The organism is Stenotrophomonas sp. YJH_SMC_123 (assembly GCF_059368215.1).
Map to the genome: position 1 here is coordinate 282,018 of NZ_JCAFRM010000007.1, position 16,666 is coordinate 298,683.

Sequence of the window (16,666 nt, forward strand, 5' to 3'; positions counted from 1 at the left end):
CTTGGGCGGTGTCCGGGCACGGCTGCACTGCAAAGCTTCCCTACGCCGGTATGAGCCGGATCAGGTTCCAAGGGACTGTCTCAACCGTGGCCACATGGCCGCGGTACCCCCGCTTCTTGGCGTGCATTAGAGCATAGACCGCCCGCTCCGGGAGTTGCCCCCGCGGTCAGATCCGCTTTCCTGTGGAAAGCGGATCTGATCCGGATCGTTGTTCGTTAACAGAACCATGACGTCGCGTTCAGTAACGTGCACGTCCGTCGCCCTCCAGCGACCGATGCGTCCTTCGCCGCCGACGCGGCCCCTGCCCGGTTCGCGCTGCATGCCGCCGGTCCTTCGCTGCAAGCTCTGCTCGCTCCCCTCAATCCCTTGATCGGAGAAGCTCCTTCATGGTGTTTCGCGTTTCCATCGCACTGGTTCTCCTGCTGGTGCTGCTTGCCGGTATTGCACCAGGCCCCTTCAATGCCGTGGTGCAGTCGATGCTGGCAGAAGTCATCCGCAGCGTCGGCTGGCTGTACCTGCTGGTGGTATTCCTGGCCCTGGTGTTCCTGATGTACCTGGCTTTCGGTCGCTTCGGCAACCTGCGCATCGGTGGCGAAGACGCCGAGCCCGAGTTCTCGCGAGCCAGCTGGATGTCGATGCTGTTCGCCGCCGGCATGGGCATCGGCCTGGTGTTCTGGGGCGCCGCCGAGCCCATTTCGCACTTCAGCAAGCCACCGGAAGGGCTTGCTCCGCAGAGCCTGGATGCGGCACGCGCCTCGATGCGCTATGCATTCTTCCACTGGGGCCTGCACCCGTGGGCCATCTATGCGCTGATCGGGCTGGCAATGGCCTGGTTCCAGTTCAACCGCAACGGCCGCGGCCTGGTCAGCGACATGCTGCAGCCGATCATCGGCCGCCACCATCGCGGCTGGATCGGTAGGGTGGTCAACATCGCTGCAGTGGTCGCCACCGCGATCGGTGTCGCGACTACGCTGGGCTTCGGCACCATCCAGATCGCCGCCGGCATCGAGCGCGTGTTCGGCGTGCAGGCTACCGTCGCAGTGCAGATGACCATCATTGCCGTCGCCTTCGTGCTGTATATGGCGTCCACCGCCAGTGGCGTGGAGCGAGGTGTGAAGTGGCTGTCCAATTTCAACCTGGCGTTGGCTGCCCTGCTGGCCGCCATCCTGCTGGTGCTGGGGCCGACCGGCTTCATCTTTGATACGTTCACCACCACGCTGGGCTCCTACCTCAACCAGCTGGTGACGATGAGCCTGCGCATGTCACCGTTCTCCGGCAGCACCTGGGTGGCGGACTGGACAATCTTCTACTGGGCCTGGTGGATCTCGTGGGCACCGTTCGTGGGGTCGTTCATCGCACGCATCTCGCGCGGCCGCAGCGTGCGCGAGTTCGTGATCGGCGTAGTGCTCGCGCCGACGCTGCTGGGCTTCTTCTGGTTCGCGGTATTCGGCGGCACCGCGCTGTGGGCACAGATCTTCGGCCATGCCGACCTGGTGCAGGCGCTGGGCAATGGCTACGAGACCGTGCTGTTCACGCTGTTCGACAGCATGCCGCTGCCGCTGCTGCTGTCGTGCATCGCACTGGTACTGCTGATGATCTTCTTCGTGACCTCGGCCGACTCGGCGGTACTGGTGCTGGCCAGCATGTCCACTGACGAAGCAGGCGATCCTCCGTTGAAGCGCAAGCTGGCCTGGGGCATCGCGGTGGCGTTGATCGCAGCGGCCTTGCTGCTGGCCGGTGGCCTGGATGCACTGCAGGGCATGATCACGATTGCGGCGTTGCCATTCGCGCTGCTGATGGTGCTGGTGATGGTGTCGCTGTACCGGGTGCTGGACCAGGAGTACACGCGGGAGCGGCGGCAGGCGCAGCGCCAGCGGCACATGATCGATGCGTGGATCGCACGCGAGATGGCGGCACAGGAGGAGACGCAGGCCGAGGCCGCGCGCGCGCACGATCAGGATTGAGGGTGTTTTGCAGCCTGCGGCTGCACCGCTTTTTTCAAGCAAGTGCAAGTGCAAGTGCAGAAGCCAAAGCGGCTCTGGGTTACTGCTGGCTGGGCGAGGCGGTGTGGGTGGGCAGGACACGCCGTGAACCCATCCATGGGGGCTCGATGGCGCCATCCATGGCGCCAACGGTCCTGCCCACCCACACCGCCCCACCCCCGACAGATTTCCGGTGACGGTTGGTTCTTCACGCCATGCGTGGATGAGGTGTATCGGAAAACAAGAAGGGGTCGGATCCGTTTTCCTGCGGAAAACGGATCCGACCCCAACCATCAGCACGCGGCTGTTGCTGTTGCTGTTGCTTTTGATCTTCTTTTTTCTTCCTGCGGTGGCGGCCGCAGAAAACTGTCAGAGGCCGGGTGGGTGGGCTGGGCGGGGGTGTCAGCCGCATGGATGCGGCTGCCAAGCCTACAAGGACGTACTTGCGGCGTCCCCCGAACAGCCTACCCACCCGGCCCAACAAGCTATTCCGCTTCTGAACCCACCGCAGAGGGGGCTCAGCCCGGTGGCCGGGAACCCTCAATACCCCGCCGCCTGCCCATCCTTGCGACTCTCCGAAGCTCCGTAATAAACCCCGCTCTCGGGGTCGCGCATGATCGCCTGGTACCCGCCATAAGGCCCATCGGCGAACACGATGCGATGCCCCTTGCGCATCAGCGCACGCACCGTCTCGTACGGGAAGCCGGTTTCCAGATTCACTTCACCACCGTCGGTCATCGCCGTGGCCTGTCCGGTCGGTTCGGTCGAGCCCTCGTGCTGGATGCGCGGTGCGTCACCGGCTTCCTGAAGGTTCATGCCGAAATCCACCAGGTTCATCACAATCTGCGCGTGGCCCTGCGGCTGCATCGCGCCGCCCATCACGCCGAAGCTGGCGTACGGCTTGCCGCCCTTGGTGATGAACGCCGGGATGATCGTCTGGAACGGCCGCTTGCCCGGTGCATAGCCGTTGGGATGGTTCTTCTGCAGCACGAACATCTCGCCACGATCCTGCAGGATGAAGCCCAGTCCCGGCGGCGCCATGCCGCTGCCCATGCCGCGGTAGTTGGACTGGATCAACGACACCATCATGCCGTCGGCGTCGGCCACGGTCATGTAGATCGTGTCGCCTTCTTCCAGCTGCTTCGGCGTGCCCGGCTGCACTTCCTTCAGCGCCTTGTCCATCGAGATCAGTGCGCGGCGCTGCGCGGCGTATTCCTTGGAGATCAGCTTCTGCACCGGCGCCGGCTGGAAGGCCATGTCGGCATAGAAGCGCGCACGGTCGGCGAAGGCCAGCTTCTTCGCTTCGACGAACAGGTGCACGTGCTCGGGTGAACCGAACGGGATCTTCGAGAAATCGTAGCCTTCCAGCACGTTGAGGATCTGCAGGGCGGCGATGCCCTGGCTGTTCGGCGGCAGCTCCCACACGTCGTAGCCACGGTAGTTGCTGCTGACCGGTTCGACCCACTCACCATGGTGGTCGGCCATGTCCTGGTAGCTCAGGTAGCCACCATTGGCCTTGAAGTAGTCGCCGATGGTGTGGGCAATGGCGCCCTTGTAGAAGGCATCGCGTCCGCCGTCGGCAATCTGCTGCAGGGTGCTGGCCAGGTTCGGGTTCTTCCACATCTCGCCCTTGCGCGGGGCGTGGCCGTTGATCGTGAACTGCTCCTTGAAGCCCGGGTACTGCGACAGCTTGGGCACCGAGCGGTCCCAGTAGTAGGCGATCACCTCGGCGACTGGATGGCCCTCGCGCGCGTAGCGGATGGCCGGCGCCAGGTTGTCGGCCATCGGCTTGCGGCCGAAGCGGTCGTGCAGCGCGAACCAGCCGTCGACCGCGCCGGGCACGGAGACTGGCAGCGGGCCGGTAGCCGGGATGTCCTTCAGGCCACGTCGCTGGAACTCGGCCAGGGTCAGCGACTTCGGCGAGCGCCCCGAACCGTTGTAGCCGTAGAGCTTCTGCGTCTTCGGGTCCCAGACGATGGCGAACAGGTCGCCACCGATGCCGTTGCCGGTCGGCTCCATCAGGCCAAGCGCGGCGTTGGCGGCGATCGCCGCGTCCACCGCCGAGCCTCCCCCCTTCATCACGTCCAGTGCAATCTGGGTAGCCAGCGGCTGCGAGGTAGCGGCCATCGCATGCGGGGCGATCACCTCCGAACGGGTGGCAAAGGTGTGGCCGGTGATGCGGTCGGCGGCCGAAGACAGTGCGGGCACAGCGGCCAGTACAGCGGCGGCCAGCAGGGAACGGGCAAGGCGTCGGGACACGGTCGGGTTCCGATGGAAGGGTGGTCCCCCGATCTTCGCCGCTGCGGCCATCCTGGGGTATCGGGCAGAGGTCATGGACGTTGATCCTGGGGTGGGTGTGCAAGGTCCGCACCCAGCAAGGCGAGGATCCGCCGGATTCCGCGCAAAAACCGCCCTGAAAGGAGTGAATTCCGGTTCACCGAAACACTTTCAGCGGCAACCATCCTTGTGCCACAGGCGATTGCGCCGGATGCAACGGAAACCAACAAGAATTCCGTCGCGAGGGTTGACATCGCCAAAACGGCTGTGTTTCTCTCGATCACATGTTGCATCACAACACGCCACCGCGAACCCACAACGAAGCCGCCCACATCGGCGCCGCCTCGCTGCGTTCGATTCTTGTGCTCGTACTTATTACCCAACCAACAGGTGCGGGACGAGCCAGCGTGTAAGCAACGAATACACCGGAACTCTTCAAAAACCCGCACCCGCCCCGGTGCGGGTTTTTTCATTTCAGAACCTGGTTTCAGACGCAACCACCATGCACAACGCCCAACGCAAAACCCGGACCCACACCGCCGCCACGCCTCGTGGTGGCTGTGCCTGCGCGGCGCATGGTGCCTCCTCCACCGCTTTCCCCTGACCGGCCGGTACGTCACCTCGACGACCGGCCGTTCTTTTTTTCTTCCCACCGCAAGGAACCTCCCCCATGAGCACCAACGACCTGCCCCAGACCAAGATCGCCGTCATCGGCTACGGCAGCCAGGGCCGCGCCCACGCACTGAACCTGCGCGAATCCGGCTTCGACGTGGTGGTAGGCCTGCGTCCGGGCGGCCCGACCGAAGTCAAGGCACAGGCCGACGGCTTCACCGTGAAAGCACCGGCCGACGCGGTGAAGGATGCGGACCTGGTCGCCGTGCTGACCCCGGACATGGTGCAGAAGAAGCTCTACGACGACGTGCTGGCGCCGAACATGAAGCAGGGTGCGGTGCTGCTGTTCGCGCACGGCCTGAACGTGCACTTCGACATGATCAGGCCGCGCGACGACCTGGACGTGGTGCTGGTTGCGCCCAAGGGTCCGGGCGCGCTGGTGCGCCGCGAGTACGAGATCGGCCGTGGCGTGCCCTGCATCTGGGCGGTCTACCAGGACAAGAGCGGCAAGGCGGCCGAGTACGCACTGGCCTATGCGGCCGGCCTCGGCGGTGCACGCGCCAACCTGATCCAGACCACCTTCAAGGAAGAGACCGAGACCGACCTGTTCGGCGAGCAGGCGGTGCTGTGCGGCGGTGCCTCGGCACTGGTGCAGGCCGGTTTCGAGACCCTGGTCGAAGCGGGCTACCAGCCGGAGATCGCCTACTACGAAGTGCTGCACGAACTGAAGCTGATCGTCGACCTGTTCTATGAAGGCGGTATCTCCCGCATGCTGGAATTCATCTCCGAGACCGCGCAGTACGGCGACTACGTCAGCGGCCCGCGGGTGATCGACGCCGGCACCAAGGCGCGCATGAAGGAAGTGCTGAAGGACATCCAGGACGGCACCTTCACCAAGAACTGGGTGGCCGAGTACGAAGCGGGCCTGCCGAACTACAACCGGTTCAAGCAGGCCGACCTGGAGCACCCGATCGAGAAGGTGGGCAAGGAACTGCGCGCCAAGATGGTCTGGTTGCAAGGACAGGCCGCGTAACCGCGCGGCCCTCCCCCACCCGCTTTGCAAGGTTCCCCCATGAACTCTTCCACACACCGCAGCGCGCCGCCCAACGGCGCGCGCTGGCTGACCCAGGCGCTGGAAGCCGAAGGCATCCGCACGCTGTTCGGCTATCCCGGCGGCACCATCATGCCGTTCTACGACGCGCTGGTGGATTCGTCGCTGAAGCACATCCTGGTGCGCCACGAGCAGGGTGCCGCACTGGCGGCAAATGGATTCGCCCGCGCCAGCGGCCAGGTCGGCGTCTGCGTGGCCACCTCCGGCCCGGGCGCCTCCAACCTGGTCACCGGCATTGCCGATGCGATGCTGGATTCGGTGCCGATGGTCTGCATCACCGGCCAGGTCGCCACGCCGCTGCTGGGTACTGACGCTTTCCAGGAACTGGATGTGTTCGGCCTGACCATGCCGATCGTCAAGCACAGCTGGCTGGTGCGCAGCGTCGACGACCTGCCGCGCGTGGTCGCCGATGCCTTCCGCGTCGCCCGCGAGGGCCGGCCCGGCCCGGTGCTGATCGACCTGCCCAAGGACGTGCAGCTGGCCGATGCCAGCCACCTGCCGGCGCACGTGCCGAGCAGCGTCGAGCCGCCACCTGCGCCGGCCGAAGCGGCCATCGCCGAAGCCATCGCCGCACTGGCGGCCGCCGAGAAGCCGGTGGTCTACGCCGGTGGCGGCATCGCGCTGGGCGATGCGGTGCAGGACCTGCGCGACTTCGTCGAAGCCAGCGCCATCCCCACCGTGATGACCCTGCGTGGCCTGGGCGCGCTGCCGGCCAGCCATCCGCAGTCACTGGGCATGCTGGGCATGCACGGTACCCGCGCGGCCAACATGGCGGTGCAGGAAAGCGACCTGCTGCTGGTGCTGGGTGCACGCTTCGACGACCGCGCCACCGGCAAGCTGGCCGAGTTCGCACCGTTCGCCCGCGTCGTCCATATCGATGCCGACGCCTACGAGATCTCCAAGCTGCGCAGCGCCGATGTCGCCGTGCCTGGCAACGTCGGCCATGCCATCCGTGCCCTGCGTGCGGCCTTCCCCTCCCCCAAGGCCCACCAGGACGCGTGGCGCAGGCGTTGCGCGCAGCACCGCGACCGCTTCTCGGCACGCTACGACGCACCGGGCCAGCACATCTATGCCCCGGCGCTGCTGAAGCGCCTGAGCGAGCTGGCCCCGGCCGATGCGGTGATCGCCTGCGATGTCGGCCAGCACCAGATGTGGGTGGCGCAGCACTGCCGCTTCAACCACCCGCGCAACCACCTGACCAGTGGCGCGCTGGGCACCATGGGCTTCGGCCTGCCGGCGGCGATGGGGGCGCAGTTCGCATGCCCGGAGCGCACCGTGGTGCTGGTGTCCGGCGACGGCAGCTTCATGATGAACGTGCAGGAGCTGGCGACCATCGCGCGTTGCCGCCTGCCGGTGAAGATCGTGCTGCTGGACAACAGTTCGCTGGGCATGGTGCGGCAGTGGCAGGAACTGTTCTTCGCCGAGCGTTACAGCGAGATCGACCTGTCCGACAACCCGGACTTCGTGGCGCTGGCACAGGTGTTCGGCATCGCCGCCACCCGCATCGACAACCGCGACGACGTGGAAGGCGGCCTGGCCGCGCTGCTGGCCGAACCGGGCCCGGCCCTGCTGCACGTGGCCATCGATGCACGTGCCAACGTGTGGCCACTGGTGCCGCCGAACACCGCCAACAGCACGATGCTGGAAAGCAACCCCGCCCATGCCCGCCAGGAGACCCCCAATGCAATACCGGCTTGACCTGGTGCTGCACCCGGCCGAAGGCGCGCTGCTGCGCGTGATCGGCATGGCCGAACGCCGCGGCTTCGCACCGCGCGCGATCAGCGGTGCGCCGGTGGCCGACGACGATGGCCGCTGGCACCTGCAGCTGGTGGTGGATGGCCAGCGCCCGGCGGAAACGCTGTGCCGGCAGATCGAGAAGATCTACGACTGCGTGTCCGTGCAGGTCACTGCCGTGGAAGGAGCATCCGTATGAACACCCGTACCGTAGTGACCACGGTGCCGGTACGGAGGCGTCTTCTTCGCCGCCCGTGCCCGCATGCGGCGGTCGCCCGCACCGCGCTGGTGGCCCATGCCGGCCGCTGATGCCAGCCAGGAAAGCGATGTCGGCGACGTAAGCGTCGCCGACGTACTGGCGGCGCAGGCCCGGCTGCGGCGCTTCCTGCCGCCTACCCCGCTGCACCATGCCGAGCGCTTCGGCACCTGGCTGAAGCTGGAGAACCTGCAGCGCACCGGGTCCTACAAGGTACGCGGCGCGTTGAACGCGCTGCTGGCCGGCCGCGAGCGCGGCGATACCCGGCCGGTGATCTGCGCCTCGGCCGGCAACCATGCCCAGGGCGTGGCGTGGGCGGCCTACCGCCTGGACGTGCCGGCCATCACCGTGATGCCGCATGGCGCACCGGCCACCAAGATCGCCGGCGTCGCCCACTGGGGCGCGACCGTTCGCCAGCACGGCACCAGCTACGACGAGGCCTACGCCTTCGCGGTCGAACTGGCACAGCGACACGGCTACCGCTTCCTGTCCGCGTTCGACGACGCCGATGTGATCGCGGGCCAGGGCACGGTCGGCATCGAGCTGGCCGCACACGCGCCGGACGTGGTGATCGTGCCGATCGGCGGCGGTGGACTGGCCTCCGGCGTTGCACTGGCGCTGAAATCGCAGGGCGTTCGCGTGATTGGCGCGCAGGTGGAAGGCGTCGATTCGATGGCACGTGCGATCCGCGGCGACGTGCGCGAGATCGCCCCGGTTGCCTCTCTGGCCGACGGCGTGCGGGTGAAGATTCCCGGCTTCCTGACCCGCCGCCTGTGCACCTCGCTGCTGGACGATGTGGTGATCGTGCGCGAGGCCGAACTGCGCGAAACGCTGGTCCGGCTTGCGCTGGAGGAACACATCATCGCCGAGGGCGCGGGCGCGTTGGCGCTGGCGGCCGGCCGCCGCGTCGCCGGCCGCCGCAAGTGTGCGGTGGTGTCCGGCGGCAACATCGATGCCGGTGTCCTGGCCGGCCTGCTCACCGACATCCGTCCGCGCCCGCCACGCAAACCGCGGCGACGGCGCAGCGAAACCCCGCGCTCGCCGACCAAGGCCAGCGCCCTCGCCTCCCCCGCCTCTTCCCCTTCCCCCCTGCAAGCCGTCGCACCCGCTGTCGAGGAGATTTCCCTGTGACCACCATCGAACGAATTACCACCCCGCGCATCCGCATCTTCGACACCACCCTGCGTGACGGCGAGCAGTCCCCCGGCTGCAGCATGAGCCCGCCGCAGAAGCTGGTGATGGCGCGTGCGCTGGACGAACTGGGCGTGGACATCATCGAGACCGGCTTCCCGGCCAGCTCGCAATCCGACCGCGAGGCGATGGCGATGATCGGCCGCGAGCTGCGCCGCCCGAGCCTGAGCCTGGCGGTGCTGTCGCGCTGCCTGCAGGCCGATATCGAGACCTCCGCACGTGCACTGGAAGCGGCAGCCAACCCGCGCCTGCACGTGTTCCTGTCGACCAGCCCGCTGCACCGCGAGCACAAGCTGCGGATGACCCGCGAGCAGGTGCTGGAGTCGGTACGCAAGCACGTCTCGTTGGCCCGTTCCTACATCGACGACGTCGAGTTCTCGGCCGAGGATGCCACCCGCACCGAGCTGGACTACCTGATCGAGGTTTCGCGCGTGGCCATTGCCGCCGGCGCCACCACCATCAACCTGCCCGACACCGTCGGCTTCACCACGCCGGAAGAAATCCGCGCGATGTTCCAGCAGGTCATCGCCGGCGTCGCCGACGTGCCGAACGCGGCCAACGTGATCTTCAGCGCGCACTGCCACAACGACCTGGGCCTGGCGGTGGCCAACTCGCTGGCCGCCATCGAAGGCGGTGCACGCCAGGTCGAGTGCACCATCAACGGCATCGGCGAGCGCGCCGGCAACTGTTCGCTGGAAGAGATCGCGATGGTGCTGAAGGTCCGCCAGGCCTTCTACGAACAGGACAGTTCGATCAACACCCCACGCATCGTCGGCACTTCGCAGCTGCTGCAGCGTCTGGTCGGCATGCCGGTACAGCGCAACAAGGCCATCGTCGGTGCCAACGCGTTCGCCCATGAATCGGGCATCCACCAGCACGGCATGCTGCGCCATCGCGGCACCTACGAAATCATGCGTCCGGAAGACGTGGGCTGGGAAGATTCGCAGATGGTGCTGGGCCGCCACAGTGGCCGCGCCGCCGTCGAAGCGCGCCTGCGTGCGTTGGGCTTCTGGCTGGACGAAGACGAACTGAAGCTGGTGTTCGAGCAGTTCAAGGGCCTGTGCGAACAGCAGCGCGTGGTCACCGATGCCGACCTGCAGACGTTGATGCAGGGCGGCTCCAGCGCGCAGGGCTACCGCCTGGCCTCGATGACCATCAGCGACGTCGGCAGCCGCGCCAACGCGCTGGTCGAACTGTCCGACCCGGATGGCAACCGCGTGGCCGAGACCGCGCAGGGCGACGGCCCGGTCGATGCGCTGTTCGGCGCGCTGTCGGCCGCCACCGGCGTGCAGCTGATGCTGGACAGCTATCACGTGCACAGCGTCGGCATCGGTGCCGATGCGCGTGGCGAAGCCAACCTGAGTGTGCGCCATGACGGCGTGGAGTACGACGGCACCGGCACCAGCAAGGACATCATCGAAGCCTCCGCGCTGGCCTGGCTGGATGTGGCCAACCGCCTGCTGCGCCAGCGTCAGGCCGCCGTCCACAGCAGCACCGACGTTCCCGCTTCCGCCACCGCCTGAGGATCCCACCATGAGCGCCTTCGACACCCCCATCCCGGCCAGCGCCGCTGGCCAGCAGTGGAACGCCCAGGACTATGCGATCGATGCCGGCTTCGTGCCGCTGCTCGGCGGTGCGGTATCGCGCCTGCTCGACCCGCGCGCCGGTGAGCGCATCCTCGACCTGGGCTGTGGCGATGGCGTACTCAGCACCGAACTGGCCCTGAGCGGTGCGCGCATCCACGGCGTGGATGCCTCGCCGGAACTGGTGATCGCCGCCCGTGCGCGCGGCGTCGACGCCCAGCTGATGGACGGCCACGCACTGTCGTTCGACAGCGAGTTCGATGCGGTGTTCAGCAATGCGGCACTGCATTGGATGACGACTCCGGACCGCGTGCTGGAAGGCGTGCGCCGCGCCCTGCGCCCCGGTGGCCGCTTCGTCGCGGAGTTCGGCGGCCACGGCAACGTGGCCACGATCGTCGCGGCCGTGCAGGCCGCGCGCGTGGCCCACGGGCATGGCGTCAGCACCTTCCGGTGGTACTTCCCGACGGCCGATGCCTACGCCGATCGCCTGCGCCAGCATGGCTTCCAGGTGCAACTGATCGAGTGCACGCCGCGCCCGACCGCACTGCCGACCGGCGTGGCCGGCTGGCTGCGGGTATTCGCCGCACCGCTGCTGGACGACCTGCCGGCCGAGGCCCGCGCCACCGTGCGCGAGGCGGCCACCGCACTGCTGGCCGAGCTGCCGCGTGACGCATCTGGCCAGCCGCTGGCCGACTACGTGCGCCTGCGTGTGCTCGCCCGCCGTCGCTGACTTGACCGTTCCGCTTTCCTTACTGATGTTCGCTATTTCGTACTTCTGCCAGGCATACGCATGACTTCCGCACCCCGCACCCTGTACGACAAACTGTGGGACGCCCACGTGGTGGTTCCCGAATCCGACAGCGCGCCCGCCGTGCTGTACATCGACCTGCACCTGATCCACGAGGTGACCTCGCCGCAGGCCTTCACCGAACTGCGCGAACGCGGCTTGTCGCCGCGCCGGCCGGACCGCACCAAGGCGACGATGGACCACTCCACGCCGACCCTGCCGGCCGCCGCGGACGGCACGCTGCCCTATGCCAGCGCCGCCTCCGAGGCACAGGTCGCCACGCTGGCGCGCAACTGCGCCGAGCACGGCATCGAGCTGTTCGACATGGCCTCGGACAACCGCGGCATCGTCCACGTGATCGCGCCCGAGCAGGGCTTCACCCAGCCGGGCATGACCATCGTCTGCGGCGACAGCCACACCTCCACCCACGGTGCCTTCGGTTCGCTGGCGTTCGGCATCGGCACCAGCGAGGTCGGCCACGTGCTGGCCACGCAATGCCTGCTGCAGCGCAAGGCGAAGACGCTGGCGATCACCGTCGATGGGCCGCTGGCGCCGGGTGTCGGCGCCAAGGACGTGGTCCTGCACATCATCGGCGTGATCGGCGTCAATGGCGGCACCGGCCACGTGATCGAGTTCCGCGGCAGCACCATCGAAGCGATGGACATGGAACAGCGCATGACCCTGTGCAACATGTCGATCGAAGCGGGTGCGCGTGCCGGTATGGTGGCGCCGGACCAGGTCACCTTCGACTTCGTCGCCAACACCCCGCGCGGCCCAAAGGGCGCCGATTTCGAGGCTGCGGTGGCGCGCTGGCAGCAGCTGCGCAGTGATGACGGCGCGCGCTTCGACAGCGAAGTGCACATCGACGCCGCCGATATCCGCCCGACCCTGACCTGGGGCACCCACCCGGGTACCGCCATCGCGGTGGATGCGCCGATCCCGGCCGCCAACGATGCCGCCGCACAGAAGGGCCTGGACTACATGCATTTCCAGGCCGGCAAGGCGCTGGCCGGAACACCGGTGGACGTGGTGTTCGTCGGTTCCTGCACCAACGGCCGCCTGAGTGACATGCGTGAGGTGGCGCAGGTACTGCGCGGTCGTCGCGTGGCCGACCGGGTGCGCATGCTGGTGGTGCCGGGCTCGGAGATCGTCAAGCGAGAGGCCGAGGCCGAAGGCATCCATGACATCGTGCGCGCGGCCGGTGCCGAATGGCGCGAGCCGGGCTGCTCGATGTGCATCGCCATGAATGGTGATCTGGTCGCGCCCGGGCAACTGGCCGTGAGTACCAGCAACCGTAATTTCGAAGGCCGCCAGGGTCCCGGTTCGCGCACCCTGCTGGCCTCACCGATGAGCGCGGCGTGGGCCGCGGTGAACGGGCATGTCGCCGACACCCGCGAGCTGTTCGCACAGGAGGTGGCGTGATGGCCGGTTTCCGTACCTTGACCTCGGCCAGCGTGGTGCTGCGCCAGACCAACATCGACACCGACCAGATCATCCCGGCGCGGTTCCTGTCCACCACCGAACGCGCCGGCCTGGGCCGCAACGCCTTCAATGACTGGCGCTGGCAGGCCGACGGTTCACCGGTGGCCGACTTCGCCTTCAACCAGCCGCACAACGCCGGCCGCAGCATCCTGCTGGCGGGTCGCAACTTCGGCTGCGGCTCGTCGCGCGAACATGCACCGTGGGCGCTGACCGACCTGGGCCTGCGCGCCATCGTCAGCAGCGAGATCGCCGACATCTTCCGTGGCAACTCGCTGAAGAACGGCCTGCTGCCGATCGTGCTGGACGAGGCCGACGTGCAGGCGCTGATGCAGCGCCCGGATGATGAGCTGACCATCGACGTGGCCGCGCGCGAACTGCGCACGCCGGACGGCCGCGTCTATTCCTTCCCGCTGGACGGCTTCTCGCAGACCTGCCTGCTGGAAGGTGTCGACCAGTTGGGGTATCTGTTGGGCCGTGTCCCTGAAATCGAACGTTACGAGAGTGAGCATGCACGCTGAAATTGTTGTCCTGCCCGGTGATGGCATCGGCCCGGAAGTGGCCGCCGCGGCAGTCGCCGTCCTGAAGGCCGTCGCCGAACGCTTCAACCACACCTTCACCTTCAGCGAGCACGACATCGGTGGCATCGCCATCGACCGCCACGGCGAACCGCTGCCGGCGTCGACCCTGGCCGCCTGCCAGGCCGCCAGCGCGGTGCTGCTGGGCGCAGTCGGTGGCCCGAAGTGGTCCGACCCGAACGCCAAGGTGCGTCCGGAACAGGGCCTGCTGGCGATCCGCAGGGCGCTCGGCCTGTACGCCAACCTGCGCCCGGTGCGCACCCATGAGGCCGCGCTGCACGCCTCGCCGATCAAGGCCGAGCTGCTGCAGGGTGTGGACTTCGTGGTGGTGCGCGAACTGACCGGCGGCATCTACTTCGGCGACAAGACCCGCGATGCCGACAGTGCCAGCGACCTGTGCCGCTACACCGTGGCCGAGATCGAGCGCGTGCTGCGCAGTGCCTTCCGCCTGGCCCGGCAGCGGCGTGGCAAGGTCACCTCGGTGGACAAGGCCAACGTGTTGGAAACCTCGCGCCTGTGGCGCGACGTGGCCGCGCGCATCGGCCGCGAGGAGTTCCCGGAGGTGGCGCTGGAGCACCAACTGGTCGATTCGATGGCCATGCACCTGCTGGCCAAGCCGCGCGAGTACGACGTGATCGTCACCGAGAACATGTTCGGCGACATCCTCACCGACGAAGCCTCGATGCTGGCCGGCTCACTCGGCCTGCTGCCCTCGGCCTCGCTGGGTGAACCGGGTGCGGTCGGCATCTACGAACCGATCCACGGTTCGGCCCCGGACATCGCCGGCAAGGGCATCGCCAATCCCTACGCGACGATCTTCAGCGCGGCGATGCTGCTGCGCCATTCGCTGGGGCTGGAAGCCGAAGCCGCAGCAGTGGAAGCGGCGGTGCACGCGGTGCTGGATGATGGGGTGTTCACTGCCGACCTGGCCGCCAAGGGCCAGGCCGTGAGTACCGCCGCCGCCACGGATGCGGTGCTGGCCAAACTCAACTGATCCGATGGTGCCACTCCATGCGTGGCGCCTCTGCCTTTGGTCATTGTGCGCAGCCACCCATGGGGTGGCTCTACTGTAGATCCACGCCATGCGTGGATCGTTCGAATGTCGCGCAGCAGATCCACGCCATGCGCGGCTGCATTATTTGGTGGTGTACCCACCATTGACCAGGATGGTCTGCCCGGTCATCCACCAGCCATCGGTGACCAGGAAGCGGATCCACGGCACGATGTCGGCGATGTCGGTCAGGCCGGTACGGGTGAACGCCGAGAGCGCGGCCGCGGTCTTGTGGTACGCCTGTGCATCGGCACTCTCGGCCGGGTAGAAGAACGGCGTGTCCATCGGGCCCGGCCCGATCGCAGTCACCGAGATGCCGCGCTCACCGAACTCCTTTGACGCCGCGCGGGTGAAATGCTCGACCGGCGCCTTGGTGCCGGCATAGCTGGAATAGAACGGCGTGAACGCACCCAGCAGCGAGGTGACCAGGGTGCAGATGCGGCCACCGTCATTGACGTGGCGGCCTGCTTCCTTGAGGAAGAAGAACGCCGCCTTGGCGTTGACCGCGCTCATCTCGTCGTACTCCGCTTCGCTGATGTCCAGCAGCGGCTTCTTCAATACCTTGCCGACCGTATTGATGGCGATGTCGGGACGGCCGGCTGCGGCCACGGCATCGGCGAACAAGCGCTCCATCGCTGCCGCCGAGGTCAGGTCGCCCTGCAGGGCCACCGCCTTGCTGCCGGCCGCCTGCACGGCGGCAACGGTTGCTTCTGCATCGGCCTGGGTCGCGGCACTGTTGTAGTGGATGACGATGGCTTTGGCGCCCTGTGCGGCGAAGTCGCGGGCGATCAGGCCGCCCAGGTTCTTGGCGCCACCGGCGATCAGCACGGTCTTGCCCTTGAGGGAATGCTCGGTCATGGCTTCGGTCTCGGGAGGGGGCTGCCCGGGGTGGCAACCCTGCCCTGACGACGATATCGTGCAGAAAAAGCGGATAAAGCCCGCCACATTGACTTAACTTTCCAGAGCCAGCGAACAATGGACCGGATCGATCGCTTCCGCATCTTCACCCGGGTCGTGGAGTGCGCGAGCTTCACCCGCGCCGCCGACCAGCTCGGCCTGCCCCGTTCGACCGTCTCGGCGGCGATTGCCGAGCTGGAACAGCGGCTTGGCACCCGCCTGCTGCAGCGCTCGACCCGACGGGTATCCACCACCCATGACGGCGACGTGTTCCATGCCCGCTGCCTGCGCCTGATCGCGGAGGTTGAAGACGCCGAGTCGCTGTTCCGGCAGGACGACGCGCAACCGGCCGGTTTGCTGAAGATCGACGTACCCAGCCGCATCGGCCGTCGCATCATCGCCCCGGCGTTGCCGGATTTCTTCGCGCGCTACCCGCAGGTGGAACTGGACCTGGGCATGACCGACCGCGCGGTGAACCTGATCGAAGACGGCTGCGATGCCGTGCTGCGGGTCGGCCAGCTGGGCGATTCCAGCCTGGTGGCGCGCACGCTGGGCCAACTCGACTTCGTCAACGTGGCCGCGCCGGCCTACCTGCGCGAGCACGGCATGCCGCAGCACCCTGCCGACCTGCAGCAGCACCGCGCGGTGAACTACGCATCGCCGACCACGGCACGGGTGGAACCGTGGGAATGGCAGGATGGCGGCCAGCTGCGCACGCTGCCGATGCCCGGCTGGGTACGCGTGAACAGCGCCGAGGCCTCGATCGCGTGCTGCGTGGCGGGATTGGGGCTGTTGCAGATTCCGCGCTACGACGTGCAGGCCGAGCTGCAGTCAGGCGCATTGGTGGAGGTGATGCCGCAGTACGCGGCGCAGCCGCTGCCGGTGACCCTGCTGCAACCGCATCGGCAACACCGTGCACTGCGCGTGCAGGTGTTCGTCGAGTGGCTGCTGCCAGTGCTGCGGATCGGCCTGCAGCTGCAGTAGATCCACGCCATGCGTGGGTGCTTCTGTAGAGTCGAGCCATGCTCGACTCATCCCATCATCGCGCGAAGAGCGAAGAGCGAAGAGCAGCCGAGCATGGCTCGGCTCTACAGAAAGCAGATCCCGCGAGCAGATCAGTCCACGCCA

13 protein-coding genes and 1 riboswitch are annotated in these 16,666 nt (G+C 67.2%); of the genes, 11 read left to right on the plus strand and 2 right to left on the minus strand.

Features of this window, described 5'->3' with window-relative positions; translation table 11 throughout:
• Positions 1 to 19: 19 nt before the first annotated feature.
• Positions 20 to 121, minus strand: a riboswitch (TPP riboswitch).
• A 265-nt stretch (positions 122 to 386) separates the two neighbouring features.
• Positions 387 to 1,964: a BCCT family transporter gene (locus AC5P5W_RS16545; protein WP_111202772.1), complete on the plus strand. Its 1,578-nt coding sequence runs from the start codon at positions 387 to 389 to the stop codon at positions 1,962 to 1,964.
• 558 nt (positions 1,965 to 2,522) lie between these two features.
• Here AC5P5W_RS16545 and ggt read toward each other — a convergent pair.
• Positions 2,523 to 4,241 carry a gamma-glutamyltransferase gene (gene ggt, locus AC5P5W_RS16550; protein WP_046432417.1) on the minus strand — a complete coding sequence of 573 codons (1,719 nt, stop codon included), beginning with the start codon at positions 4,239 to 4,241 and terminating at the stop codon, positions 2,523 to 2,525.
• 688 nt (positions 4,242 to 4,929) lie between these two features.
• Between ggt and ilvC the strand changes: the two genes are divergently transcribed.
• From ilvC to leuB, 9 genes are all read left to right on the plus strand, one after another.
• Positions 4,930 to 5,904: a ketol-acid reductoisomerase gene (gene ilvC / locus AC5P5W_RS16555; RefSeq protein WP_014648333.1), complete on the plus strand. Its 975-nt coding sequence runs from the start codon at positions 4,930 to 4,932 to the stop codon at positions 5,902 to 5,904.
• A gap of 39 nt (positions 5,905 to 5,943) precedes the next feature.
• Positions 5,944 to 7,680, plus strand: a complete 1,737-nt coding sequence (gene ilvG / locus AC5P5W_RS16560) for an acetolactate synthase 2 catalytic subunit (protein WP_014648334.1) — start codon at positions 5,944 to 5,946, stop codon at positions 7,678 to 7,680.
• Positions 7,664 to 7,915, plus strand: coding sequence for an ACT domain-containing protein (locus tag AC5P5W_RS16565; protein ID WP_014648335.1), 252 nt, complete (start codon positions 7,664 to 7,666; stop codon positions 7,913 to 7,915). The genes ilvG and AC5P5W_RS16565 overlap by 17 nt, the downstream gene beginning before the upstream one ends.
• A 96-nt stretch (positions 7,916 to 8,011) precedes the next feature.
• Positions 8,012 to 9,103: a threonine dehydratase gene (locus tag AC5P5W_RS16570; protein WP_049420878.1), complete on the plus strand. Its 1,092-nt coding sequence runs from the start codon at positions 8,012 to 8,014 to the stop codon at positions 9,101 to 9,103.
• Positions 9,100 to 10,686, plus strand: coding sequence for a 2-isopropylmalate synthase (locus AC5P5W_RS16575; RefSeq protein ID WP_049440612.1), 1,587 nt, complete (start codon positions 9,100 to 9,102; stop codon positions 10,684 to 10,686). Before AC5P5W_RS16570 ends, AC5P5W_RS16575 begins: the two co-directional genes overlap by 4 nt.
• Positions 10,687 to 10,696: 10 nt before the next feature.
• The gene (locus AC5P5W_RS16580) at positions 10,697 to 11,476 is read left to right on the plus strand and encodes a methyltransferase domain-containing protein (protein ID WP_197574639.1); all 780 of its coding nucleotides are present in this window, start codon (positions 10,697 to 10,699) and stop codon (positions 11,474 to 11,476) included.
• Positions 11,477 to 11,536: 60 nt separating this feature from the next.
• Positions 11,537 to 12,955, plus strand: a complete 1,419-nt coding sequence (leuC, locus tag AC5P5W_RS16585) for a 3-isopropylmalate dehydratase large subunit (protein WP_049440614.1) — start codon at positions 11,537 to 11,539, stop codon at positions 12,953 to 12,955.
• Positions 12,955 to 13,533, plus strand: a complete 579-nt coding sequence (leuD, locus tag AC5P5W_RS16590) for a 3-isopropylmalate dehydratase small subunit (RefSeq protein ID WP_005410953.1) — start codon at positions 12,955 to 12,957, stop codon at positions 13,531 to 13,533. Before leuC ends, leuD begins: the two co-directional genes overlap by 1 nt.
• Entirely contained in the window at positions 13,523 to 14,584 is a 1,062-nt protein-coding gene (gene leuB / locus AC5P5W_RS16595; protein ID WP_197574640.1) for a 3-isopropylmalate dehydrogenase, read from the plus strand. The genes leuD and leuB overlap by 11 nt, the downstream gene beginning before the upstream one ends.
• Before the next feature lie 141 nt (positions 14,585 to 14,725).
• Here leuB and AC5P5W_RS16600 read toward each other — a convergent pair whose 3' ends face one another.
• Complete coding sequence (locus AC5P5W_RS16600) at positions 14,726 to 15,499, minus strand: SDR family oxidoreductase (protein ID WP_069117904.1); 774 nt, start codon at positions 15,497 to 15,499, stop codon at positions 14,726 to 14,728.
• Between the two features lie 117 nt (positions 15,500 to 15,616).
• Between AC5P5W_RS16600 and AC5P5W_RS16605 the strand changes: the two genes are divergently transcribed.
• Positions 15,617 to 16,522 (plus strand): LysR family transcriptional regulator, encoded by a 906-nt coding sequence (locus AC5P5W_RS16605; protein ID WP_014648342.1) that lies wholly within the window; start codon positions 15,617 to 15,619, stop codon positions 16,520 to 16,522.
• Positions 16,523 to 16,666: the final 144 nt, after the last annotated feature.